General features: G+C 57.4%; 21 protein-coding genes. All 21 read right to left on the reverse strand.

The features are described from left to right. Position 1: 1 nt before the first annotated feature. The gene (galU, locus tag PCH01S_RS14765; RefSeq protein WP_042230487.1) at positions 2-913 is read right to left on the reverse strand and encodes a UTP--glucose-1-phosphate uridylyltransferase GalU; all 912 of its coding nucleotides are present in this window, start codon (positions 911-913) and stop codon (positions 2-4) included. Between the two features lie 38 nt (positions 914-951). Then, positions 952-2190, reverse strand: a complete 1239-nt coding sequence (locus PCH01S_RS14770) for a DegT/DnrJ/EryC1/StrS family aminotransferase (RefSeq protein ID WP_042230489.1) — start codon at positions 2188-2190, stop codon at positions 952-954. Positions 2191-2478: 288 nt separating this feature from the next. Beyond that, a complete protein-coding gene (locus PCH01S_RS14775; protein ID WP_042230491.1) occupies positions 2479-3114 on the reverse strand; it encodes an acetyltransferase in 636 nt (211 codons plus the stop codon). After that, positions 3111-4904 (reverse strand): sugar transferase, encoded by a 1794-nt coding sequence (locus tag PCH01S_RS31660; RefSeq protein WP_042230492.1) that lies wholly within the window; start codon positions 4902-4904, stop codon positions 3111-3113. Before PCH01S_RS31660 ends, PCH01S_RS14775 begins: the two co-directional genes overlap by 4 nt. Positions 4905-4940: 36 nt before the next feature. Continuing rightward, on the reverse strand, positions 4941-5954 hold the full coding sequence (locus PCH01S_RS14785) for an NAD-dependent epimerase (protein WP_042230493.1): 1014 nt from the start codon (positions 5952-5954) through the stop codon (positions 4941-4943). Positions 5955-5958: 4 nt separating this feature from the next. After that, entirely contained in the window at positions 5959-7146 is a 1188-nt protein-coding gene (locus tag PCH01S_RS14790) for a glycosyltransferase (protein ID WP_042230495.1), read from the reverse strand. After that, positions 7124-7726, reverse strand: coding sequence for an acyltransferase (locus PCH01S_RS14795; protein ID WP_042230497.1), 603 nt, complete (start codon positions 7724-7726; stop codon positions 7124-7126). The genes PCH01S_RS14790 and PCH01S_RS14795 overlap by 23 nt, the downstream gene beginning before the upstream one ends. Beyond that, positions 7638-8900, reverse strand: coding sequence for a hypothetical protein (locus PCH01S_RS14800; RefSeq protein ID WP_042230699.1), 1263 nt, complete (start codon positions 8898-8900; stop codon positions 7638-7640). Before PCH01S_RS14800 ends, PCH01S_RS14795 begins: the two co-directional genes overlap by 89 nt. Before the next feature lie 49 nt (positions 8901-8949). Then, positions 8950-10083, reverse strand: a complete 1134-nt coding sequence (locus PCH01S_RS14805) for a glycosyltransferase family 1 protein (RefSeq protein ID WP_042230498.1) — start codon at positions 10081-10083, stop codon at positions 8950-8952. Continuing rightward, on the reverse strand, positions 10073-11296 hold the full coding sequence (locus PCH01S_RS14810; RefSeq protein WP_042230500.1) for a polysaccharide pyruvyl transferase family protein: 1224 nt from the start codon (positions 11294-11296) through the stop codon (positions 10073-10075). The genes PCH01S_RS14805 and PCH01S_RS14810 overlap by 11 nt, the downstream gene beginning before the upstream one ends. A gap of 1 nt (position 11297) precedes the next feature. Next, positions 11298-12650: a flippase gene (locus PCH01S_RS14815; RefSeq protein WP_241688728.1), complete on the reverse strand. Its 1353-nt coding sequence runs from the start codon at positions 12648-12650 to the stop codon at positions 11298-11300. A gap of 30 nt (positions 12651-12680) precedes the next feature. Continuing rightward, entirely contained in the window at positions 12681-14516 is a 1836-nt protein-coding gene (locus PCH01S_RS14820; protein WP_042230501.1) for a polysaccharide biosynthesis protein, read from the reverse strand. 84 nt (positions 14517-14600) lie between these two features. Beyond that, positions 14601-15284, reverse strand: coding sequence for a CpsD/CapB family tyrosine-protein kinase (locus tag PCH01S_RS14825; protein WP_042230704.1), 684 nt, complete (start codon positions 15282-15284; stop codon positions 14601-14603). Further along, complete coding sequence (locus tag PCH01S_RS14830) at positions 15268-16023, reverse strand: YveK family protein (RefSeq protein ID WP_042230503.1); 756 nt, start codon at positions 16021-16023, stop codon at positions 15268-15270. Before PCH01S_RS14830 ends, PCH01S_RS14825 begins: the two co-directional genes overlap by 17 nt. A 148-nt stretch (positions 16024-16171) precedes the next feature. Further along, a complete protein-coding gene (locus tag PCH01S_RS14835) occupies positions 16172-16939 on the reverse strand; it encodes a tyrosine-protein phosphatase (RefSeq protein ID WP_042230505.1) in 768 nt (255 codons plus the stop codon). 981 nt (positions 16940-17920) lie between these two features. Continuing rightward, the gene (locus tag PCH01S_RS14840; RefSeq protein ID WP_241688729.1) at positions 17921-19411 is read right to left on the reverse strand and encodes a LysM peptidoglycan-binding domain-containing protein; all 1491 of its coding nucleotides are present in this window, start codon (positions 19409-19411) and stop codon (positions 17921-17923) included. Positions 19412-19513: 102 nt separating this feature from the next. Further along, positions 19514-20377: an RluA family pseudouridine synthase gene (locus tag PCH01S_RS14845; protein ID WP_042230509.1), complete on the reverse strand. Its 864-nt coding sequence runs from the start codon at positions 20375-20377 to the stop codon at positions 19514-19516. Then, complete coding sequence (locus PCH01S_RS30910; RefSeq protein ID WP_164977153.1) at positions 20346-20489, reverse strand: hypothetical protein; 144 nt, start codon at positions 20487-20489, stop codon at positions 20346-20348. The genes PCH01S_RS14845 and PCH01S_RS30910 overlap by 32 nt, the downstream gene beginning before the upstream one ends. A 289-nt stretch (positions 20490-20778) precedes the next feature. Beyond that, positions 20779-22080, reverse strand: coding sequence for a glutamate-1-semialdehyde 2,1-aminomutase (gene hemL / locus PCH01S_RS14850; protein ID WP_042230511.1), 1302 nt, complete (start codon positions 22078-22080; stop codon positions 20779-20781). Positions 22081-22136: 56 nt separating this feature from the next. Continuing rightward, positions 22137-22403 carry a hypothetical protein gene (locus PCH01S_RS14855; protein WP_042230513.1) on the reverse strand — a complete coding sequence of 89 codons (267 nt, stop codon included), beginning with the start codon at positions 22401-22403 and terminating at the stop codon, positions 22137-22139. 58 nt (positions 22404-22461) lie between these two features. Further along, a complete protein-coding gene (gene hemY / locus PCH01S_RS14860; RefSeq protein ID WP_042230515.1) occupies positions 22462-23952 on the reverse strand; it encodes a protoporphyrinogen oxidase in 1491 nt (496 codons plus the stop codon). Positions 23953-23981: the final 29 nt, after the last annotated feature.

Consider the following 23981-nt stretch of genomic DNA (forward strand, 5'->3'; position numbering starts at 1 on the left):
TCTACTTCGCCACCTTACTGATAGGATTGTGAAGCGCAGCATGCTGCTCGTGAACCGATTGAATGTATCCCAGCAAATCCTGCTTTAAATCCTCGCGCTGAAGAGCGAAGTCGAGCGTGGCTTTGATGAAGCCGAACTTGTCCCCCACATCGTAACGGACGCCCGAGAAGTTGTAAGCGACAACGGGCTTCTGCTCGTTCAGCCTGCGGATCGCGTCCGTCAGCTGGATTTCGCCGCCCGCTCCGGGCGCCTGATTTTCCAGGATTTCAAAAATTTCAGGGGTCAGCACATAGCGTCCCATAATCGCATAATTGGAAGGTGCCGCTTTGCGCGAAGGTTTTTCCACGAGTGTTTCCAGGAAAAAGACATCCGGTTCGATGGACGACCCTCTCGGCGCGATAACGCCGTACTTGGAAACATCTTCGTCGCTGACCCGCTGCACGCCCACGACGGACGAGGAGTAGCGGGAATGAATGCGAAGCAGCTGCTTAAGGCAGGGCTCCTCGGATTGCACGATATCGTCGCCGAGCAGAACGGCGAACGGTTCGTTGCCGACGAAACTGCGGGCGCACCAGATGGCGTGACCGAGGCCTTTCGGTTCTTTTTGCCGGATATAATGAATATTCGCCATGTCGGAAATGGCCTGAATTTGTTTAAGTTCTCCGTGTTTGCCCTTTTTGTCCAGGGTTTCTTCCAGTTCGAACGACTTGTCGAAATGATCTTCAATCGCGCGCTTGCCCCGTCCGCTGATAATCAGAATATCTTCGATGCCGGACGAAATGGCTTCCTCGATAATGTATTGGATCGTCGGTTTGTCCACGATCGGGAGCATTTCCTTCGGTTGGGCTTTCGTAGCTGGCAGGAACCGGGTGCCGAGACCTGCCGCCGGAATTATCGCTTTACGCACTTTCATGATTCATTCCTCCTTATGGTCGTTAACTGCGTGTGGCTCTAAGCGTTCAAAGCATGTAGCAGAATGCCGATGACAAAATCCTGATCCGATTCGCTGAGGCTGGAACCGGAAGGCAGGCACAACCCTTGTTCGAAGAGGCGGTCGGATACGCTTACGCCCTCTTCATGCGGGTAGTAAGCGCACTTGCCGTACAGCGGCTGCAGATGCATCGGCTTCCAGACCGGCCGGGACTCCACATTCTCCGCGGCCAGGCGCGCGATAAGCTCTTCCGTCGTAACGCCGGCCGCAGCCGGATCGACCGTCAGCGCGGTCAGCCAGCGTGTGGAGCGGCCGTACGGCGCCTCCGGCATAAACGCGATGCCTTCGATGCCGCCAAGCGCCTCGCGGTACCGGTCGAACACGGCCCGGCGGGCGTTCACGCGCTCATCCAGTACACGCAGCTGCCCGCGACCGACACCGGCGAGAATGTTGCTCATCCGGTAGTTATAGCCGACCTCGCTGTGCTGGTAATGGGGAGCCTGATCTCTTGCCTGCGTGGCCCAGAAGCGGGCTTTCTCCAAGGCTTCCATATCGTCCGACACCAGCATGCCTCCGCCGGATGTCGTAATGATCTTGTTGCCGTTGAACGAGTAGACGCCGAAACGTCCGAGCGTTCCGCTCGACTTCCCGGAACAGGTCGCGCCGAGCGATTCGGCCGCATCCTCAACAACGGGAACGCCGTAGGCGTCGAGGAGCTCCAGAAGCGGCAGCATGTCCGCGCTCTGCCCATAGAGGTTAACGACGACCGCCGCTTTGGGCAGCCGCCCTTCCCGCTTCGATTCGGCGAGAGCCCGCTCCAAGGCGGCCGGCGACATGTTCCAGGTCGCTTCGTCCGAGTCGATCAGCACAGGCTCCGCTCCCTGGTACGCGATCGGATTGACGCTGGCGACGAACGTGAGCGAGGAACACAGGACGCGGTCGCCCGGGCCTACGCCAAGGAGACGCAGCGCCTCGTGGATACCGGCGGTGCCGGAGCTGAGGGCCACGGCTCCCTTCGAGCCGGTGTAGGCCGCCAGCTCGGCTTCGAACGCGTCCACGTTCGGTCCGAGCGGAGCGATCCAGTTCGTCTCGAACGCTTCGCGGACGAACTTCTGCTCCTCCTCGCCGATGTGCGGAGGAGATAGGAGAATACGGCTCCGGCCGGTTCCCGGCAGACTATCCGCTGTTCCGGGGGCGGTCCCTGTTTGAAGCTGTGCGGCGCGGGCCGGTGAAGCATGAGTTTGAAGTTGAACAGCCATATTCGGTCCTCCTTTGATTGATCCGGTCATTCGTTGAAATGGAATAAGAGCGTGTTTATATACCTGACGGAATACGATTTATTGAGTGAAATCAGAATCATTTCGTTAAATCCGGTCACACCGAGCGCAGCGCAGCTCCCGGTGCACGCTGAAGTGCAGCATGACGTCGGTCACCCGCATATCGGCTGACTGCCGGGGTAACTCGCTCGCCGTCCCGGACGGGTGATCAACGCGCGCGAATCCCAGGCGCGAGCCTCCGGCCCTGCGCGGCGTTCAGCCGTCACCCGCTTACGCCTGCCGGATCACCCGGGCGGGCACGCCCGCGGCCGTGCATCCGGCGGGGATATCGCGCACCGCCACGGCTCCGGCGCCCAGCGTGCTCCACTCGCCGACGGCGAGCCCCTGGATCACGGAAGCCCCGATGCCGATGTGCGCCCCCGCTCCCACGTCAACACCGCCGGCCAGGGCCGCGTTCGGCGACACATGCGCGTAGTCGCCGATCACACAGTCGTGCTCCACGACGGCGCCGGTGTTGACGATCGCGTGGGCGCCGATCCGGGCCCCCGCGTTGACGACCGCGCCCGGCATCACGGCCGTGCCGGGCGCCAGGCTCGCGTCCCCGCTCACGACGGCGCGGGGATGGATCAGCAGCGCGAAGCGGCCTGGCTCTATGCCGAGCGAGCCGGCGACCCTGCGGCGGACCGTCCCGCTGCCGATGGCGACGAAGACGCGCAGGTCTTCGTCTTCCGCGAGCATGCGGGCGGCCAGCGCGACCGGTCCGCGGGGCAGGCCGTCCGCCCCGTCGGCCGGAACCGCATAGCGGTCATCGAGCACAGCGGCCAGCTCGTACTGCCCGCCGGCCCGCGCGATGTCGCGCACGACCTTGGCGTGGCCCCCGTCGCCGATCAGCAGAAGTCTCCTCACGACGGGCTTCCGATACCGGATGCGGCGCTTCCGGTGTACTTGGTCGTCGTGGCCTGCCCTTCCTGCGACACGCCTTCCCTGCGGACGACTTTAACGGCGGTCAGCAGAAGAATTTTGACGTAAAGGCGGAAAGAGCGGTTGTCGACGTACCACACGTCGAGCTTGAACTTGTCTTCCCATGAAATCGCGTTCCGCCCGTTCACCTGCGCCCACCCCGTAATCCCGGGCCGTACCCAGTGGCGCCGCTTCTGTTCATCGGTATACAGCTCCATATACTCCATCAGCAGCGGCCGTGGGCCGACAAGGCTCATATCGCCCTTGATCACGTTCAAAAGCTGCGGAATTTCGTCCAGGCTGAGCTTGCGCAGCCCTTTGCCGAATGCGGTCAGCCTGACTTCGTCCGGAAGAAGATTTCCAAATGAATCTCTTTTGTCGGTCATCGTCCGGTACTTGTAGACGTGGAACGGTCTGCCGAACCGTCCCGGACGCTTCTGCTTAAACAGCACCGGCGAACCCAGCTTCATGCGGACAAGAAGCCCGACGACCGCATAGACCGGAAGCAGCAGAAGCACCAGAGGCAGTGCGATAGCAAGATCCGCCGTACGCAGGATGGTATGTCCCAGCCATCTTCCGATGCGGCCCTTTTGTCTTTTTCCCGCACGGAGTTCCTTGTACATCGTTTCCAGCCTTTTGACGACAATCTGCTCGGTAAATTCCCGTTCAATTCTGCGTCGTCCGCCTTGCCCCAGCATGGTGCCGTACGCTTTGTTCTCGATGAGGGTGCGGAAGGCTTTGGCGAGCGCCCCGGTATTTTTGTAAGGAACGAGCAGGCCCGTATCCTCATGCCGGACCAGCTCCCGCGTTCCGAGCACGTCGCTTGCGACCACGGGTTTGGAAAAAGCCATTGCTTCCATCAGAAAACGGGGAATTCCTTCTTTCTCGGAAGTCAGCAAGACGATGTCGGCCATTTTCAGAAAGGCATACAGGTCGGAACGGTGCCCGATCAGCAGCACTTCTTTTTGCAGGCCGAGTTCGGCAATCCGTTCGAGGATTTGCTTTTCCAGCGGACCTTTGCCGGCTAGCAGACAAACGAAATCCGTGATTCCCTGGCTTTTCAGCAGGGCAAGCGCGTCCAGCAGAAAATGATGATCCTTCACCGGCTCCATTCTCGCTCCCATGAGCAGAACGGTCTTATTTTCCGGGACACCGTAGGTCGCCTTTAACGACTCCAGCTCTTCCCGGCTGATGGTGCCGGCCGCTTTGTCCAGCTTGTCCAGGTCGACGCCGTTGCCTTCGTAGTACACGATCTTGCCCGCGTTCAGCGACTGGAGCTTGGTGATGTCCTCCCGGTTCTGGGAAGCAAGCGCATCGCAGAAGTACGTGCCGATTTTTTCGAGCGTCCGGTAAACCGTGTAAGCCGTCTTCGACTGGCCTTCATAGAACGGCAAGCCGTGGCTCGTGTGCATAATGACCGGAGTGCGGGCCAGCCAGGCGGCGGCTCGTCCGATAATCCCCGCCTTGGCCGTATGGGTATGGACGATGTCATAGCCTTCGCGCTTAATAAGCCTTCTCATCCGGAGGATCGAACGCACATCTTCCACCGGACGTATTTTGCGGTTCATCTGCACGAACTTCAGTTTGAGTCCGCTGTTCTTCATCGCCTGCTCATCGTAGCCTTCCGGAGATGAAATCAGATGGACTTCATGCCCGGCCTGCTGCAGGACGGACATTTTGTCCGCCAAAATTTTGTGAGAGATAGCCGACGTACAAATATGGGCGATTTTGCTCAAGCGAAGCCTCTCCTTTCCGTCTAAGATGCGTTTGCTTTAAGACCCGGACCCGTAATACCCGACATACCAGTCGGCGAACTTGCGGAGCCCTTCCGAAATAGGCGTCGACGGGCGGAATCCGACATCTCTCTGTAGAGCGTCAATGTCCGCGAAAGTCGCCTGCACGTCACCCGGCTGCATGGGTTTGAACTCAATGTCCGCCCTCGTGCCCAGACTCTCTTCCAGTGTCCGGATAAACGTCATCAGCTCAACCGGCGAATTGTTGCCGATGTTGTACACTTTATAAGGCGCGTAGCTCGTACTCGGATCGGGATTTTCCCTATCCCAGTCCTTATTCGGCGCGGGCGGGCGATCCAGCAGCCTCACGATTCCCTCGACGATGTCGTCGATATACGTAAAGTCGCGCCGCATTTTGCCTTCGTTAAACACTTGAATGGGCTTGCCTTCGAGAATGTTGCGGGTAAAAGAGAAATACGCCATATCCGGGCGCCCCCACGGTCCGTATACCGTAAAGAAGCGCAGCCCCGTCACCGGTATCCCGTACAGGTGGCTGTAAGAATGAGCCATCAGCTCGTTCGCTTTTTTGGTAGCCGCATACAGGCTGACGGGATGGTCGACCGGATCGTCCGTCGAGAACGGCATCTTGGTGTTGGCGCCGTATACCGAGCTGGAAGACGCGTAGATGAGATGGTCGATTTTGTAGGTCCGGCACGCTTCCAGAACGTTCAGAAATCCCGTCAGATTCGAATCGGCGTAAGCCCTCGGGTTCTGGAGGCTGTACCTTACGCCCGCTTGAGCGGCCAGATTGACGGCCACCCGGATTTCATGCTCGCCGAACACCCGGTTAAGCTGCTCGTGGTCGCATAAATCGGCCGTATAATGATGATAATTCGGGTAATTTTGAAGCTGCTTCAGCCTGTCTTGTTTCAGCGTAACGGCATAATAATCGTTGAGATTATCGTAGCCGACTACCTTCGCTCCGCTTTCCAGCAGCCTTAAAGCCAAATGATAGCCGATAAAACCGGCCGATCCGGTGATCAGAATGGACACCTGCCTACACTCCCCTGCTTACATATTGATGAAAAGAATGCCAGAACTCGCTTCGGTCGCGGTCCAGCTTCGTTTTGGTGAAATTAGCCGCCTTGGCAAAATTTCGGCTCGCCTGCTCCAGCATCCAGTCCCGGTTGATGACCGTTCCCGTAAGCAGAGCGGCCAATTGTTTATCCTGGCCCGGCTTGAACAGGCAGCCCGGATCGAGAAGCTCGGGAATGCCTCCGGCCGTCGAGCCGATTACGGGACAGCCCCTTCCCATCGCCTCGATCGTAGCGCGGGGCAGTCCTTCCTGGAAGCTCGGCTGGATGTAGATATCCACGCTGTCCAGCCAGCCGAACACCGCGCTGCCGCTCGGAAGGACGCCGTCGAACTGGACGTTCTCCTGCAGCCCCAGGCTGCCCGCCATCGCGATCCAGCGCGACTTGTCCCCGTCCCCGAGAATGCGGAACTTGAACGGAGGCAGCTGGTCTTTAATTCGCGCCAGGGCATTCAAGGCGGTGTCGATGCCCTTAGTTTTGCCGTTTAACGAACCGATCAAACCGATCGTGACCGGCGTTTTCATGCTGCGGATCCGCTCCAGCCTTCTTTGCAGCACATCTTCGCCCATCTCGGGAAGCTCGACGTTCGAACACGATTGGGTGCGGCCGCTCGGGCACGGGTACCTTTTCTGCAGAAACTGCTCCGTGACGTAGATGGCATAGGGAGCTTCCTTGACGTCAGACTTCGTTTTCCACGTGGCGATCGGTGCGTACAGCTTGCCCTGCACGCTGCCGTAGTTCCACAATCCGTCCCAGGCGCAGGCTACAACTTCGACCGCAAAAGGCTTGCCCAGCTTCTTGGCAATGGCGATCGCTTCGGAGCCGATTTCGCTCGGCAGCCGGGCGATCACCGCGTCCGCTTTCATGACCGCTTCCGTCAGCACGCGCTCGACGTAGCCCTTTTTCGTAATTTTATTAACGGGATTGCTGAGGGAAGGCAGGACGATAAAGTTGACGCCCGCTCCACTCGACAAGCTTTTCTTCTCCATTTCATGGGCGGAGGTCATTCTCTTGCCCCGGGACACGACCGTGAGAGAGTCGAATACGGAAAGATACCTCTCCCATACGGCGTAAGGCAGCTTGCCGCTTGAGTAAAATTTCCCCGAATCCGTAAAGTAAAACGTATGATCATGTGCCCACAGAACGTTCATAGTGACCCTCTTTTCTGATTGACTTAATGATTTTGGCCGGCACACCCGCCGCCACTGTCATGGAGGGAACCGGTCTGGTTACGACCGCCCCCGCAGCGACGATAGAACGGCTTCCGATGCTTGCGCCCGCCAAGATCCTGCATCCGCAGCCGATCCAGACATCCCGGTGAATGTGGATTTTGGAACAGACGACCGGATTGTCGCGGATGGGAAGAGACTCGTTCTCCCAGCTGTGCTGGAAGGAGATCAGCGAGCTCTGGTGCGCGATGGACACGTCGTCGTCGATCTGAAGCTCGCCGCATGCGTCCAGGTAGCACTGCTTGTGGATGCTGACATTGCTGCCGATCCGCAGGCGCTCCCAGTATTTGATCTCCACCGACCGGCCGACGAAGACGTTGTCTCCGCAGCTCAGCGTCAGACACTTCAGCAGACAGTATCGCATCGCCACCCCCGCCGTGTCCGGCAGAAGATCGGTCAGCGTCCAGGCGTACTTAAGCGCCGGCCTCGGGAAGAGACGGAGAATGCGGATGACGATGTCCAGCACCGTTTTGAATTTGTGAAACCGGTCTCGGCCTCTCATGAATTCCTCTCCTTTTGTCGCGGATAGACTTGAGCCATTTCAGCGTCCAGCCGGCCGTATAGGCCTGAAACATATACAGCAGAGGCAGAATGGGGAGCTTCTTGCGCACCATGTTGTCCCCGATCGTGCCGACGCCGTATTCCAGATCGCGTCCCGTTACGGTCATGTAGCCGACGAGCACCAGCGTGCAGGCATAAGCGAAGAGCAGCACCACGACAATCCGGTAAAACGCTCTCGTCTCCTTATATCGGATAAACATCAGCACCGCAAAAGCAAGCGCCACGAGCATCGCGACGGCTTCCATGGAACGATACATCACGTTCGTTTCCCAATTTTCCGGATTGACGGGATTGGGGCTCAGGAACAGGAAGGCCGTCAGCAATACCGCATTGACGATGCCCAGTCCGCCGATTTTGACGGCGAGCACGCCGGCCGATACGACCAGCATGGCGACCGCGGTTTTGAATCTTTTCGTAAACAGCAGGTAAAAGCAGAGCGTGTACACGATGGCATAATCGCGCAGGCCGGTTGCGTACAGCATCACGAGCAGGAACAAAACGTACTTCCGCTTCAGCAGCAGATGCGTGCAGTACAGGCCGAGCGCCACGCAGGTGACGTCTTTTGCAAAAAGCGAAGTCATCATCATGAACGACGGGCTGACGAACAGCCCCAGAATGATCCAGCCTTCGTACATGCGGCGGTTTGCCTGCTCATAGCCGAAAAACGACCGGTTCAGCGCATAGATCAGATAAGCGATCCAGATCAGCATAACCGAGTTGTACGTAATGATGACAAGCGGATCGGACACGTCGAGAAATTTAAAGAACGGCATGTACATAAGTCCGAAAATCGGATACGCCGATGAGTTAAACAGATAGGTCGAAATATGCTCAAAGGCATAATTCAGAAAATCACCCAGTCCCAGGTACGTGACGACCTGCTCGTAATAATGATTTTCGTCGGGTCCGGCCAAGGGAGTCGCGGTGAGCGCATAAACGAACTTCCCGATCAGCATCACGCAAAAGCCGATATACAGCAGAAACGGCTGATCCGGCCACCGGATCATGCAGAAGAGCGGCAGCAGCAGAACGAAAAAAGAAATGATTCCCATGCGCTCATCCAGCTGAAAAATTCCTTTTTCCAGAAGCAGCATAAGGAGTACATATCCGATCACGAACAGGTTCCGAAGAGGAGGCGCTCCCTTCGGGAGCCCGGCTGCAGAGCTATGGCGCCGCAGCGTACATCCGCTCCAGTCTCCGCACACTCGTCTGAATGTCGTATCCGCACTCCTGCAGCGCCTCCAGCCGGACGGGCCAGTCTAGCCGTGATCCGACGGTTTTCTGCCGGATCGCCCCGGCCCACGTATCGGCCGATTCGTTCAGGGACAGCCGGCTGACCAGCCCCAGGTTCAGGTCCGCTTCTGCGGGCACCTGATCGGAGATGAGGCACGGAACGCCCGCAGCCTGCGCCTCAATGACCACGATGCCGAGTCCTTCGTACAGCGAAGGCAGCAGGAACAGGTCGAAGGCTCCGATCAGCTCGGGGATGTTCTTGCGCACCCCGAGCAGGTGCACATGGTCCGCGATTCCCAGCTCGCGGACCCGGGCTTCCATCTCGCTGCGCAGCGGTCCGTCCCCGATCAGCACAAGCTGAGCGTCCGGACGGGTCCGCAGGAAGCGGGCGAAGATGTCGAGCAGAAACCGGTGGTTCTTCTGCTCGCTGAATCTTCCGATGTGCCCGATCACAGGCACATGAGGGTCCGTGACCCCGACCGCTCTGCGGTAGGCCGAGCGGTCTCTCTCCAATTGCCCGTAAGGCTGGACCTGGATCGAGTTCGGGAACACGACGACCCGCTCGTCCCCCCAGCAGTCGGGCCCGAAAAGCGCTTCGCAGGCGGAGCGGGAGCAGCCGAGCATCGTTGTGGAGTTGCTGCGGATCAATCCCCGCATGTACCTCCGGTACAGGTTGCGCAGCCACGATTCCCGCTTGCTGTCGTGTGTGTTGTGGCTGTGGCTGATTCTAACCGGCACGTTCATCTCTCCGGCAAGCTTCAGCACATAGCCGCTGAACTGGTAGATGTGGCTGTGCACGACCTGATACGGTCCGTGTTCCTTCAAGTTGGCGAGGAAAGCACGGCGGAAGGCACGCAGCCCTTTTTTCGGATGGGGCTGTCTGAAAATACGGCCTCCCAGCTCGATGATCTCGTCATCGTAAAATCCTTTTTCCTCAAACTGTACGGCAAAATGAAATTCGTATTTATCCCGGTCAATCGTCCGGTACAAGTTCATCAATAGCGTTTCGATCCCGCCGGGATGCATTTTTCCGACGACGTGAAGAATTTTCGTTTTAGGCTTCATGCAGAATCCTCCCGACGTAAGTAACAAGTTCCCGTTTTTTCTGATTGACGATCCGGACGGAGCCTTCCTGGCGGCTTTTCTCCGGGACAAGCCCGGCAAGCACTGCTTTGGGGTCCGTACGGAAATCGAGCACGTGCCCCGAGAGGCCCAGATCTTTAAAAATGCTCGCCAGCTTTTTGTCCCAGGCGATGCCGTAGGTCGGCTTGCCGAAGGAGATGGCCGGGATGCACGCATGCAGGCGCTGGGCGATAACCGTATCGCAGTCCCGGATGCTTTCGACCAGATCCCCGACATCGCCCGGATAAGGGGCGAATTCCACACCGGGCATTCCGGCCAGCCGCGGTTTGATGTAACGTTCCACGAAGGCGTTGTCGGTGTCCGCTCCGTTCGTAAAGACCCGGACGCGGCTGCCGCCGTCGGTCGCCCCTTTCGCCAGACTGTGCCACCAATCGGCGCAATCGTCCCGTTCCCATACGTAAGAGGAATGCCGCCTCATTTCGTTGGGGTCCATGATGCCGAGCCCGACGGTCCGGACGGAAGGCAGTTTCGCAATTGCGGCCGCACGCTTTCCGGGGAAAGCTTCCAGGGTAACGAGAGCCGGATCGGATAGAGCGACGGCTTTGTGCGCCAGTGACGGAGCGATGGAAAGTAAATAAGCCAGCGAATCTTCGTCACGGACCGAAATCGTTTTAGCGTAATGCAAAATATCGGTAAACCACTTCCGGGCCAGAAAGCTCCAAGGCCCTCTCATGCCGACGAACACGACGTGAAGCGGCTTCCCCTGTCTCTTCACTTCCCGGACCAGACGGCGCATGGCGATGGGAAACGACAAGTAGGTGTCGATAAACAAATGCCCGCCGCCGATCAGAACCGCATCCGCCTGCGTGACAAGCTCGCGGATCTGCTCGCCGAGCACGGCGTCTTTGCGCTTATGGACCGAGTACGATTTCATGTAGCGCAGAAAATCCGGCGTCAGCTTTTTTTTCACGCTGACTTCGTTCAGTTTGTATTCGCGGGTTAGAGCGGGTCCTCCATCCGATCGCTGAACGGAACCGCTGCGGACCGGAGTCTCTCTGTACAGACCGGCCGTCAAATCAAAGTTGGTGACGGTATATTCCCCGCAGGTGCGGATCAATTGGTTGACGGTCATCGCGATAAGACCGTCTCCCAGGTTCGTCGAATGGGGCACGCCCGCAAGCAATATATGTTTCACGTTAGTTCCCTCGCTTTTTGTTGGCGGTCATCCAGGCAAACATCCCGATGGAAATGCCCAGCTTACGCCGGATAACGATCACCATGGCTGTTTTCCAGCAGACGGTGCAGAGCAGATTCGTAACGGCGGCCCCCAGCATGCCGAAGGCCGGGATCAAGACAAAGTTCAGCACAATGTTCAGCACGGCGGAACCGGCTAAAATCCGGCCCAATGTTTTCTGCTGACCCGTCATCGTCATCAGGGTACCCGTCTGCCCGCTGAAAGCGGAGACGAGCTGGCCGGTGGACAAAATCAGCAGCGCCAGCGATCCCCGTTTGAACTCTTCTCCGAACAGGCCGAGAATGGGATCGTTCAGAAACAGGAAGGCAACATAGATGACGCCCGCAAACAGGAATCCCGCCAGGTTGCTCAGGCTGAGCACATGCCGGAGCTGCTTGTCGTCCTTCTTGGCGTAAGACTCCGAGATGAAAGGAGCCGCCGTCATGTTGATGGCCGTCAGACCGAACGAAACGAGCGTCGCGATCCGGACGGCCGCCCCGTAAATCCCCGCCTCGGTCGTCCCCTCCATCCAGCCGAGCATCAGCACGTTGAGCTGGCCCAGCACGAGGTACATGCCCGAGACGAACATGAGCGACAGGGAGACGTTCACCCACTCGCGGGTGTTGTAGGCGGTGCCCGCTCCTTGGATCTTCGGAGTCAGCCTGCGCTTCAGCACCCATGCGCCGATGGCGTAGGACACGGCCATGGCGGCCAGGAAGAGCAGCATCGCTTCTCCCGCTCCGGCCTTCGTGTCCGCGATGGCGTTGTAGAGAAACAGCAGCGCGATGAAAACGACCGGGCGGATGATTTTCTCCGGCAGCTGCGCGTGCAGCATCTCCTTCAGCGCCTGAAGGGAGCTTTGGCGGAGCAGGGCCAGGGCCATCACCGGAATGCCGAGCAAGCCGGCTATGTAGGTGTAGAGCAGTTCGCCGTTCATGGATCCGCTCATCAGAAGCACGACGAGGAGCGAAATGACCGTTACGGCCAGCGACAGTCCCGCCGTGATCTGATTCGCCCGGCGGAGCAGGCCTTTCACCTCCGCCCACTGCCCGTGTGCCCGGTAGGACGAAACGTAGCGGACGATGGCCGTGTCGAACCCGAGCTTCGTCGGGAAAACCAGGAACGTCACTGCGGTCGTGACGAACGAATAATAGCCGTAGCTGACGGCGCCGAGCTGCCTGGCCAGGAGGATTTGCATAATCAGCGCGATGCCGATTCCCCCTACGTTGACCAGGAAAGACAGCGAGCTGCTTTTCATCAGCATTTTGGATAAAGAACGCTGTGTAAGTGGTTTCGCGGTTGTATGTATGCTCATCCCGGATTCAATTCCATTCCTGCTTTGGTTTTAAGAAACATTGCGGTAGGTCGGCACCAGATGCTGCAGCAGCGCGCGGATTTCTTCGGGATCGCTGCCGAGCACGCGTTCGAGACGGCGCATTTCGAACTCCAGCTCGGTCCGGTTGATATTCATCGGCTTTCCGATAAAAATCCGGTCGTGTATCGTGGAAGACATGCCTTCCTCGCTGGTCAGCAGCTCCTCGTAAAGTTTCTCGCCCGCGCGGATACCGGAAAATTCGATATCGATATCGACGTTCGGTTCATAGCCGGAAAGCCGGATAAGGTCGGTCGCGAGATCCACGATTTTAACCGGTTTGCCCATGTCGAGAATGAACACCTCGCCGCCCTTGGCGAAAGCTCCGGCCTGAATCACGAGCTGCACCGCCTCCGGAATGGTCATAAAATAACGCACCATCTCGGGGTGGGTTACCGTTACCGGGCCTCCTCGGGCGATTTGGTCCTTGAATCTCGGGATCACGCTGCCCCGGCTGCCCAGGACATTCCCGAAGCGGACGGCCACGAATTTCGTTTTGCTGTGCTTGTCCAGACTCTGGATAAACATTTCCGCAATCCGTTTAGTCGTCCCCATAATGCTCGTCGGGTTGACGGCTTTGTCCGTGGAAATCAGCACGAAACGCTCCGCGCCGAATTCGTCCGCGCACTCCGCCACGTTTTTGCTGCCGAATACGTTATTCTTGATCGCCTCCGACGGGTTGCGCTCCATGAGCGGCACGTGCTTGTGCGCAGCGGCGTGGAAGACGACCTGCGGGCCGAATTCGCGGAACACGTCCGCAATGCGGGTCCGGTCCTGCACATCGGCGATTACGGTTTCGATCGGAAGATTCGGGAACAGCCGGCGCATTTCCATCTCAATGCCGTAAATGCTGTTCTCGCCGTGGCCGAGAAGGAGCAGCCGGGCCGGTTTGAACGGGGCTACCTGACGGCACAGCTCGGAGCCGATAGACCCGCCCGCGCCGGTGACCAGCACGATTTTGTTCTGTACATAATCGGCGATATTTTGCAGATCCGTCTGGATGGGATCGCGCCCCAGCAGGTCTTCCACCTGCACGTCGCGCATCTGGTTGGCCGCCATTTTACCCTGGATGTATTCCTGGATGAGCGGAATGATTTTCAGACGGGCTTTCGTCGTTTTGCAAATGTTGATAATGTCCGAAATCTGCGTCTTCGACACCGAAGGCAGCGCGATAATAATATCGTCGATCCGCTGTTCTTCCACGATCCGGGGAATGTCCAGGCGGTTTCCCATGACCGGTATGCCGTGAAGCTGAAGCTTCTGTTTGTAGGGATCGTCGTCCACGAAGGCGACCGGCTTCATCATGAAGCTGTCGTTGTGCGCAAGCTCCTTCACGAACATGACGCCGCAGCTTCCGGCTCCGACGACAAGCGTCCGCTGGGCGGGTTTGCCGCCCCGGGATCTTGAGCTGCCGTAAAAGTTGTCGCAGAATACGCGCCAGACAAACCTTGATCCGCCCAGCATAAGCAGGATGCCGTTCAGATTCTGGAGGAACATGTACAGCGTAATTTCTCCGGCGGACAGGAACGACGTCACCGCATACGAGATCAGACAGGAGACGATGACCGCTTTGGCGATCGCAACCATTTCACCGACGCTGGCATACTGCCAGATCCGGTTATAGAGCTGGAAGTAAAACATCGCGCACGCCAGCGAGATGCCGGATACCAGTGTGTAGAGCATAATGACACTCATGACTTCCTGCGGAATGCCGCCCCGGAAATGCGCCAGGAAAGTCAGATAAATGCTCGCCCATACGATAATCATGTCGATCAGGACAAGCATGGGCGTCCGTTTAGAATAACTCATCTTTTCCCCTCCCTTAGTGTTGGAAACCGTTTTGATAAAAGGATGATGAATCTAAATGGAGAAAGCCGCCGTTTCCTAAGTAAATCAGCTGCTATAGTCGTAATACGTGTTCATCTTGGCGTCCTTGCGGGCGACTTTGTTCAGGACGACGCCAAGCACCCGGGCATGGACGAACTGCAGGCTGTCCCGCGCTTTCTGCACCAGCTCGCGTTTGACTCCGCCCGCGTTAACGACGAGCACGACGCCGTCGCACTGGGTCGCCACGACCTGGGCGTCACTGACGGCGAGGACGGGAGGCGTATCGACCAGAATAACGTCGAACTCCTGTTTGAGCCGCTCCAGCAGCTCCTTCATCCGCAGGGAACCGAGAATCTCGGACGGGTTAGGCGGTAAGGTGCCGCAGGTCATGACATACAAACCCGGGATATCCGTCTCCTTTAGCGCTTCCTCCACTTCGGCCTGGCGCGTCAGCACATCGGTCAATCCGGTGCGGTTCGAGAGGCCGAACGTGCGGTGAGCCGTCGGTTTGCGCAGGTCCGCGTCGATCAGCAGCACTTTTTTGTCCGTTTGGGCGTACACGACGGCCAAGTTGTCGATGGTGGTGGACTTCCCTTCCCAGGGACTTGCCGAGGTAACCATCAGCGTCCGGATTTCTCCATCTACCCCGGAGTACTGGATGTTTGTCCGCAGCGTGCGGTACGTTTCGGATATCGGCGACATGGGATTGCTGTGAGCGATAATCGGTCGCTGCTTATTGGATGGGGACACCGGATGCTTCACCTACTTTCTTCCCGATCGGGGTGCGTTTGGGCTTCATGTCTCCGGCCCGTATTTCAGGGACCGCTACAAGGGTCGGAAGGCCGAGATAATGCTCCACGTCTTCCTCTGTTTTCAGGGTATCGTCAAAATATTCGAGTGCGAAAACGAGTCCGATCGCGAACATGAGCGAAGCCAGGAAGCTAATGGCCACGTTCAGCGGCACATTCGGCTTGACCGGTGCCGGCGTTTTGGCCGGGTCCGCCTCATGAAGCACGAAGACGTTGTCGATTTTCATAATGTTCGGAATCTGCTTCTGGAACATCTGCGCCACCGTGTTAATCATCTGAGCTGCTTTGGAGTAGGAAGCATCTTCTAGGCTCAGCGTAAAAATCTGCGTATCGCTGACCGAACTGAACTGGATACGCCGCATAAGATCGTCGGAGGTCACTCCGTATTCCGGATGTTCCTTGACGACAAGATCCATAATCGCCGGTGTTTTGATAATTTCTTTGTACGTGTGGATCAGGGAAATATTTGTGTTGATCGCATTCATATCGAGCCGCAGCATTCCCTGGGTATCCGCAGGGGAGTTGACGATCAGCTTCGTGGAAGCCTGATAAACGGGCTTTAAGTAATATTTGCTTACGACGCCAGTAATCAGACAACCCGCCGCCACGATCAGCAGAATAAGCCAGAGCCTTTTACGGAGGACAGCCAAATACCGTTTAATTTCAAAATCTATACTCACCTAACTGAATCCCTCGCTTTCATTTGGTATCCGTATGACGCGGCCCGATGAGGGCCTGCGGACAGCAAGCTGCTTTTTTCCATACTTCACCGCATTAAAACAATGTCTAATTGCCGCTTTGTAACCTTAAAGCACAGAGGTGCGCCATTCAACGGAACATCGCAAAAATCCTCCGGGGCCTGCCTGCGACCGGTTCCCTTTTTTCCAAAGCAAGATCGTTCGCTACCCGGATAGCGTTCCGGCGGCAGTATTCCGCGTAATCCCCGCCTATCTTCGCCTCTATCTTCTCATAGGCTTCACTCAGCCTGAACGGCCTGCGAACCAGATCGTGCGCATCCGACGCAACCAGATGAATCAACCGGCGGGAGCAAAGCTCAAAGGCGAGCGACTGTACTTTCGAGCCGAATGTGCCCAGGATGGAATCCGAGGTGAGCTGAAATACCGCTCCCCATTCCGCAAGCTGCAGCAGCTTGTCCGGATCTCCCGCAACCTCCGCATTCCTCTCGGGGTGCGCAATTACGGGCACGAGTCCCAAAACCGAACATTCATGGCAGATCTCGGCCAGCTCCGCAGGAAGGGAGTAAGCCGGACATTCAATCAGCAGATAACGGGTTCCCCCAAGCGTGAGCAAAGTATCCTCGTACCAGTCATTGATCAGATTCGGGGTAACGCGGATCTCCTGGCCGCTTTTAACGTGAAGCGGAATGCCGTGCTCCAATAAGGACTCATTCAACCCGGCTACCGCTTCTTCAATGTCAGCAGAGGGGGTGTAATAGCGGCTCGTCCGATGATGAGGCGTAGCGAATACCGTCGATATTCCATTCGACACCGCCATTCGCGCCATTTCGAGCGATTGCTCCAGACTGCCTGGCCCATCATCCAGACCGTGAAGGATGTGTGTATGGATATCAATCATTCATTTTCCCTCCAGATCCGAATGTTACTAAAATTATGTCACAAAACGTATGGATTGCATGAGGGTGTATAGTTATAAATTCATGTAGTCACTCTTGCTTATTTTGCACAGCGAAGTATGAGCTGGATTTCCTGTTTGTTTTTGTTTTTATTTATCTCTTTTTCCAGTTATTTATAATTATTTCGCGGTATTTTACGATTAAAATGCTATCTTCCGCTTCTTGCAAGGTACAACGAATCAGACCTTTCTCTCTACAAGGTCACGGTCCGTTCATGCTTTTTTTCCACTCGAAAAACCCCCTAATGCTTTTAAAGGACTGGCTCCACGGGCTTTCGGGGGGTCGTAAACGAATTTTTAACAGATGATACCAAAGACAGGTCCCAGGGAAAGCCGTTCGGCTCAATTTTCGATTTGGGGGTGGGACGGGGTAACTAACCTAGGTCTTAGGGACGCATTTAGGGGCAGAAAAGGAACCGGATTTAATTCCCACAATTTTACTTGGAATAGTCCCGGCCTGTACCTACTTCGTCCAAAAACCGGGACAAACTCCGGATTTTCGTCCCAGTCTTCCGGGTAATTCCGTTACTAATTTCCCGTCTCATGTGAGCTTTGCCTGCAGAAAAGCCGACATTCCGCTCTACCGGAGAGACTCAACCCCGCGGAAACCGCCGTTTTTTGGACGGCTCAGGTATTATTCGCCTCCCGGCAGTGACTTTGGACACAAGGGGGCGCGCGCCTTCCTTCTTTCAGCCCAATCGGATACGGTCTCAAGAGCTGTTTTTTGCAAGCGTTTCCATTCAAATTTTTAGGAGCTTCTCCTATGCTTTCCTTTTAGTGCGCCGCAAGCCGGCCCGGCTCAGCTTCCGGTCAGCCAAAAGAAAAAAAGCCGCACGCGGCGGCTTCTCTTTCAACCCCAATTATTCTGTTCATCCGTGCTATCGGAAGTTATCGGAACTTGAACTTGCCGGATTGCCTGCCGGATTATTGGTCGGAGGAAGAAAATACGGCTTTCCCGGGGATATACAGGACTTGGCCGGGGCTGACTTCCTGATCCTCCAGCCGGTTGTAGAGCTGAAGCTCCCTTGGATTGATCTCATACCGTTTGGCGATAAGATCCAGTGAATCTTCCTTCTGAACGATGCACATCGTCACTTTGCGGAACTGCTGATCCTCTTTTTCCGTTTGGATAAAAAGTTTTTTCCATTCCAGGGCATCCGCTTTGGATTCTTCCGAACCGGAGGCCAAGGCGTATTCCCGCTCATCCTTTTCGGTATGTTCGTAAGAAGACGCACTGCTGCCTGCGCCGTTTGCGAAGAGCGACTGAAGACCGGAACCTCCGGACGATGGCGAGTCTTGCTGCTTCTTGCTTCCGAACGCCACCTTCAGTTCCTTCGTTTCTTCCTGCACGGCAGGCTCTTCATCGGCGAATACTTCCAAACTCTCCTGGGCGGGAGCGGAAGCAGGCACCGGGTCTCTCTCGGGCTCGATGACTTCGGCATCGACACTGAAGGCCGGAGCCGTTTCCTCGCGCTCCGCCTGACCGGCCGCCTCCTGCTCCTCCCGGGAGGCCGAAGCAGGGTCCGCCGCCTGGGCAAGCGGCTGCTGTCCCGCAGCCGCAGACGGAGAGCGCTGCTCCTGCGCCTCTTCCACGCCCGCGCTGCGGTATGATCGCTCGGATGAGAGCTGGTGCAGCGTCAGCTCGCCGAAAGACCGGTCCGCATACGAAGCGGACGAATCCTCCTGCGGCGGAGGAGACTTCGGCGTGGCCAGCCGGTCCCAGGCGCTCGGCGCCGCCGCCTGGACCTCGGGCTGCTCTGTCCGCGTCTCGCGCAGCCACGGGTTCTCGGCCTTGTACGCGCTGCCCGGATAAACCGGGGCCTGAGGCTGGGCCTGGTACTGGGGCTGAGCCGATGTCGTCGGCGGCTGCAGCTTCGCCTGTCCATCCGCCGAAGCCGAATATTCCGTCTGCTGACGAAGCTCGAGTTCATCGGCTCCGCCGGCAGGTTCGCTCCACTGCTCTGCCGGAGCATTTTGCGGAGCGGAAGCCGCTTCATGCACGAAAACAACCTCTTCGTCCTCTTCGCTCCAGCCGCCGGCTTCATAAGCCATCTCCACACCGTGCAGAGAAAGAACCCCGGTCACATTCAGGCTCCGTGAATTCAGTACGTCCACATCAAACGTTTCGATATCGACCAAAATATCTTCGATCCGCTGCACCCGGCTGAGCGGCAGCGTAATCTCCACCGGAATGGAATGCTCCAGCGACCGTTTCGTGTCCTGCTCATCCAGATAGCTTCCGTTCAGCAGCAGGCTGCCTTTCAACAAAGCTTGTTCCTGCTGGGGAATCACCTCTATGCTCGGAATCAGTTCCACATCGTCCAAATCCCGTATGCCTGCGGCTCCTTCCGCCAAATGTACGCGTTCGTAAATGTCGAATCGCAGACCGTTCTGCTCTTCCGTCAACGTTGCCATCCTCCCTTCGGTTGTCCTCTAGTAAAGCTGCGCCTTATCGCGGGACTCCGTTCTTTACTATGTATATGATAGAAGGAGGATGGCATGACTGCATTTTGTCATTTATGCGTTCAAAGCGGCAAGAAGCTCCCGGAAATCATCCGGATAAGGAGCGTCGACAGCCAGCTCTTCGCCGGTGACCGGATGACGGAATAGAAGGTGCGCGCCGTGCAGTGCCTGCCTTCCGAAAGCGTTCATCCGTCCGCCGTACAGCTCATCTCCGAGCAGCGGATGGCCGATATGGCTCATATGTACGCGGATCTGATGCGTCCGCCCGGTTTCGAGACGCAGCTCCAGCAGGGCTGCGTCTCTGAAGCTCTCTACCGTGCGGTAATGGGTCACTGCCGCGTCCCCTCCGGGAGACACCCGGCGGCGCGCCCGGTGATGACGGTCTTTACCGATCGGGGCTGAAATCGTTCCGGCCGGAGGCGCCGGCAGTCCGCCGCAGACGGCCGCGTAAATGCGCCCGATCGCTTTCTCCCGCATCGCTTCATCGAGCAGAAGGTGCGGCAGCTCGTACTTTGCATACAGCACGGCTCCGCTTGTATCCTGATCCAGCCGGTGAATGTGGCGGACGCCGCAGCTTTGGCCCGTGGATTCGTAATAGCCGGCCACCGCGTTCGCCAGTGTTCCTCGCTGTCCCGGCTCCGATGGATGAACCGCCATCCCCGCCGGTTTGTTGACGACAAGCAGGTAGTCGTCTTCGAACAAGACTTGCAGGTCGGTCCATTCCCCCGGCACGGGTGAAGGCTCATCGGGAAATACCTTCAGCAGAACTTTCTTCCCCTGCCGGCGGATTCCGTCTTCGCGTTCCAGCTTGCGCCATAGCTTAAGCGGAACCGGCAGTACCGCGTTGACCTCTTCCCATGCACACGTATCGCCCGGCAGCGCCAGCTCAATCCATTCCCCTTTTCTTCTGCCTGTCACGATAGCGCCCTCCCTTCCGCAGCACGACTGCCAAAACCGCAAGCAGCACGACAAATACGAACACGATAAAGATCAGATCAATCGGAAAATCGAAGAAATAATAGCGTTTCATGCGAATAAACAGCTCCGTTCGTCATCGAAAGTCTTTCCCATTTTATCATCTCCGCCTTTTAAAAGAAAACAAGCAAGTCCGGACCCGGCCCCTCGTTTATTAAACGCCATCGGCTCGCTTTACGGAAGGAGATGCAACGGCCTTGCAAGGCTATTTCACGTAACCGGATGCAAGCATAATCACCGTTCCTTGCGCCCGTACAAATACGCACAAAAAAATCCCCGGTCCTGAAAGACCGGGGAGACATCGCACAGCAGGGAAAATCAAAACAAAACAGAGGAATAAGCGCCTACAGCCGTTTCAAAGCTTCGCGATTCGCCTCGATGGTCACTTCTATGTCTTCATCCGTGTGGGCGGCCGAAACGAACATACCCTCAAATTGGGACGGGGCTACCGAGACACCCAGATCCAGCAGATGGCCGAAGTAGCGGTTGAATACCGACAGATCGGACGTTTTGGCCGTGTCGTAATTGACTACCTTCTGCTCCGTGAAGAACGGGCACACCATCGAACCGATACGGTTCAGCGTGCTTGGCACGCCGATTTCCTTGGCATTGGCCAGGAAGCCTTCCGCCAACCGGGCGGATTTGCGTTCGAGTTCCTCGTAGACGCCCGGCTGTCCGAGCAGCTTAAGGGTGGTATACCCTGCCGCCATCGCGAGCGGATTACCCGACAGCGTACCCGCCTGATAGATCGGACCGCTTGGAGCGATCTGCTCCATGATGTCCTTGCGTCCGCCGTAAGCGCCGACGGGCAGCCCGCCGCCGATTACTTTGCCCAGACAGGTCAGATCCGGCGTCACGCCGTACAATCCCTGCGCGCAGTTAAGATGGACGCGGAAGCCGGTCATCACTTCGTCGAAAATAAGCAAGGCGCCGAATTTGGAAGTCACCTCGCGCAATCCTTCCAGGAAACCGGGCAGAGGGGGCACGACGCCCATGTTGCCCGCAATCGGTTCGACGATGACAGCGGCGATATCTTCGCCGAATTTTTCAAACACTACCTTGACGGTCTCCAGATCGTTGTAGGGAACCGTCAGCGTATTTTGCGCAACCGATTCCGGCACGCCCGGACTGTCCGGCAGGCCGAGCGTAGCTACACCCGAGCCCGCTTTGATCAGAAGCGCATCGGCGTGGCCGTGATAGCTTCCCTCGAATTTCAAAATCTTGTTGCGCTTGGTGAAACCGCGGGCCAGACGCAGCGCGCTCATCGTCGCTTCCGTACCGGAATTCACCATGCGCACGATATCGATGGAAGGTACGCGCTCCGCGACCAGCTTGGCCATTTCCGTCTCGATCAACGTAGGCGCTCCGAAGCTCGTTCCTTTTTCCGCCGTCGATTTCACGGCTTCGATCACTTCGGGATGGGCATGGCCGAGAATGAGAGGTCCCCAGGAACCGATATAGTCGATATATTCGTTCCCGTCAATGTCGTACACCCGCGAGCCGCTTGCGCGTTCCATGTACATCGGAGTCAGACCGACCGATTTAAAAGCGCGGACCGGGCTGTTCACCCCTCCGGGGATCACTTGTTTAGCTTCGGCAAAAGCAGCCGCGGACTTCGTATCGTTGCGTTTGTGATTCAGTTCCATAATAGCCGGATACCTCCTGGTTTCAGTTATCAGTAAACTTAATCGGGCGGGCACCGTCAGGCGGATGCGGGTAAACCGCGGTCCGCCCCCTCCCGTCTTGACAAAAGCCGGGACGCTTCAAACGAACAAAGGCGGCCCGGCTTCTGCTTGTCAGTAGTTTCTATTATACACGCTTCCGCATGCGATTGCTTTAAGAGGTACACGGCCTTCGCTGCCGCCGCGCCGCATGCGTTCGCTTCGAGCTTTTGCTTCTTATCGGCAAGCGGCTTCGGCTTCGTTATAGTGCGGAGCGCAGCGAGCTGCGTGACGTCGACCTCGTCCATAAGCGCACTCGCGATCTCTTTTGCTTTGCCGCTTCGGCCTCGGCTCCAGTTTCCGCGACTAGACCTTCGCAGCCGTCTTCGTGCCTTCCGCCGAAGCTTGCGCCGCCGATTCGTCGGCCGCGCCCGTCAAGCGATCCACAGCCTCGAACGCCGCTTCCCGTCCCTGCCGGATGCAGTCCGGCAGTCCCACGCCGTGGAAGCCCGCGCCCGTCACATACACGCCCGGCATACGCTCGGCGAGATCGCTCCGCAGCTCCCGGACATGGTCCAGATGGCCGACCGGATACTGCGGCATCGACCGGTACAGGCGGGTCACTTCGTAGAACAAAGGCTCCGCCGTGATGCCCATCAGTTCGGCAACATCTTTGCGGACTTTCGCCACGATTTCTTCGTCCGTAAGATGCACCCAATCCTCTTCACCCGAGCGGCCGACATAGCAGCGAAGCAGGACGCGATCTTCGGGCGCCGTGTGAAGCCACTTGGTGGACGTCCAGGTGCATGCCGTGATCGAGCGCCCTTCGGATCTCGGGATAAGGAAACCCGATCCGTCGAATTTGACGTTCGCGTCTTTTTCCCGGTAGGCTATCACTACGTTCGCAACCGAGACGTAATTAATCGCCCTCAGCTTGTCCACGGACGGATGGTCGCCTAGCAGCTCGGCGGAGTGATAGGTCGGCAGGGTCAGAATGACGCTGTCGGCCGTTTCCCGCTGTCCGCCTTCGTATCCGACCTCGTAGAGCTCCCCTTCCTTGCGCAGTTCCGTCACTTTCGTGCCCGTCCGAATTGTAACCCCTTCCTCCCGCAGCACTTCCTCCAGCCGCTCAACCAGCGTCTGCAGGCCGTTCTTGTAGGTCAGGAAGACGGAGTTGCGGCCGGGAGCCGGCAAATTCAAAGCCTCCTGCTGAGATTTCTTGCGGTTCGATATCATACCGTAGATCAGGCTCCGGTACTGCTGCTCCATTTCGCCGAACTGCGGAAAGGTCGACTGCAGGCTGAGCGCATACGTATCGCCCGCATAGATGCCCGCCAGCAGCGGTTCGACAATCTGGTCCAGCACTTCTTTACCCAGTCTCCGGTGAAGAAAATGGCCGAGAGATTCGTCACTGTCGTCTTCCTTCTTGGGCAGCACGAGATCCATCATCGCACGCGCCTTGCCTTTCGCGGAAACGAGGCCCGTTCTCATAAACGGTTCGATGTCCGTCGGAATGCCGAGCACCAGTCCCGCAGGCATCGGGTGCAGGGTGCCGTCCCGCAAAATGTACGTCTTCTTCGCCTCCGGGTTCGTACCCGTGAGTTCCCCTTCCAGCCCGAGCTCGCGGCTCAGCTCAATGATCGGAAGCTTCCGGGCCAGGAAAGAATCCGGTCCCTTCTCGATGACGAATCCTTCTTTACGTAAGGTATGGATTCTGCCGCCGAGCTTTTCGGCTCCTTCAACCAGGGTAACATCCGCCGTACATCCGGCCTCCTTCAACCGCTTCCGCACGTAATAAGCGGCGGTAAGACCGGTGATGCCTCCGCCGACAACGATTATTTTACGGGCCTCGTTCATAGGGCAACGTCCTTTCCGCCCGGACGGCA

Source organism: Paenibacillus chitinolyticus NBRC 15660, assembly GCF_000739915.1.
Lineage (GTDB): Bacteria > Bacillota > Bacilli > Paenibacillales > NBRC-103111 > Paenibacillus_F > Paenibacillus_F chitinolyticus.

Excerpts from the sequence above, each read along its gene's own strand:
- PCH01S_RS14835 (WP_042230505.1), bottom strand. The coding sequence starts at position 16,939 with ATGATTGATATCCATACACACATCCTTCACGGTCTGGATGATGGGCCA.
- galU (WP_042230487.1), bottom strand. The coding sequence starts at position 913 with ATGAAAGTGCGTAAAGCGATAATTCCGGCGGCAGGTCTCGGCACCCGG.
- PCH01S_RS14770 (WP_042230489.1), bottom strand. The coding sequence starts at position 2,190 with ATGGCTGTTCAACTTCAAACTCATGCTTCACCGGCCCGCGCCGCACAG.
- PCH01S_RS14790 (WP_042230495.1), bottom strand. The coding sequence starts at position 7,146 with ATGAACGTTCTGTGGGCACATGATCATACGTTTTACTTTACGGATTCG.
- PCH01S_RS14795 (WP_042230497.1), bottom strand. The coding sequence starts at position 7,726 with ATGAGAGGCCGAGACCGGTTTCACAAATTCAAAACGGTGCTGGACATC.
- PCH01S_RS14855 (WP_042230513.1), bottom strand. The coding sequence starts at position 22,403 with ATGGACGAGGTCGACGTCACGCAGCTCGCTGCGCTCCGCACTATAACG.
- hemY (WP_042230515.1), bottom strand. The coding sequence starts at position 23,952 with ATGAACGAGGCCCGTAAAATAATCGTTGTCGGCGGAGGCATCACCGGT.
- PCH01S_RS14805 (WP_042230498.1), bottom strand. The coding sequence starts at position 10,083 with ATGAAGCCTAAAACGAAAATTCTTCACGTCGTCGGAAAAATGCATCCC.
- PCH01S_RS14815 (WP_241688728.1), bottom strand. The coding sequence starts at position 12,650 with ATGAGCATACATACAACCGCGAAACCACTTACACAGCGTTCTTTATCC.
- hemL (WP_042230511.1), bottom strand. The coding sequence starts at position 22,080 with ATGGAACTGAATCACAAACGCAACGATACGAAGTCCGCGGCTGCTTTT.
- PCH01S_RS14840 (WP_241688729.1), bottom strand. The coding sequence starts at position 19,411 with ATGGCAACGTTGACGGAAGAGCAGAACGGTCTGCGATTCGACATTTAC.
- PCH01S_RS14820 (WP_042230501.1), bottom strand. The coding sequence starts at position 14,516 with ATGAGTTATTCTAAACGGACGCCCATGCTTGTCCTGATCGACATGATT.
- PCH01S_RS30910 (WP_164977153.1), bottom strand. The coding sequence starts at position 20,489 with ATGAAACGCTATTATTTCTTCGATTTTCCGATTGATCTGATCTTTATC.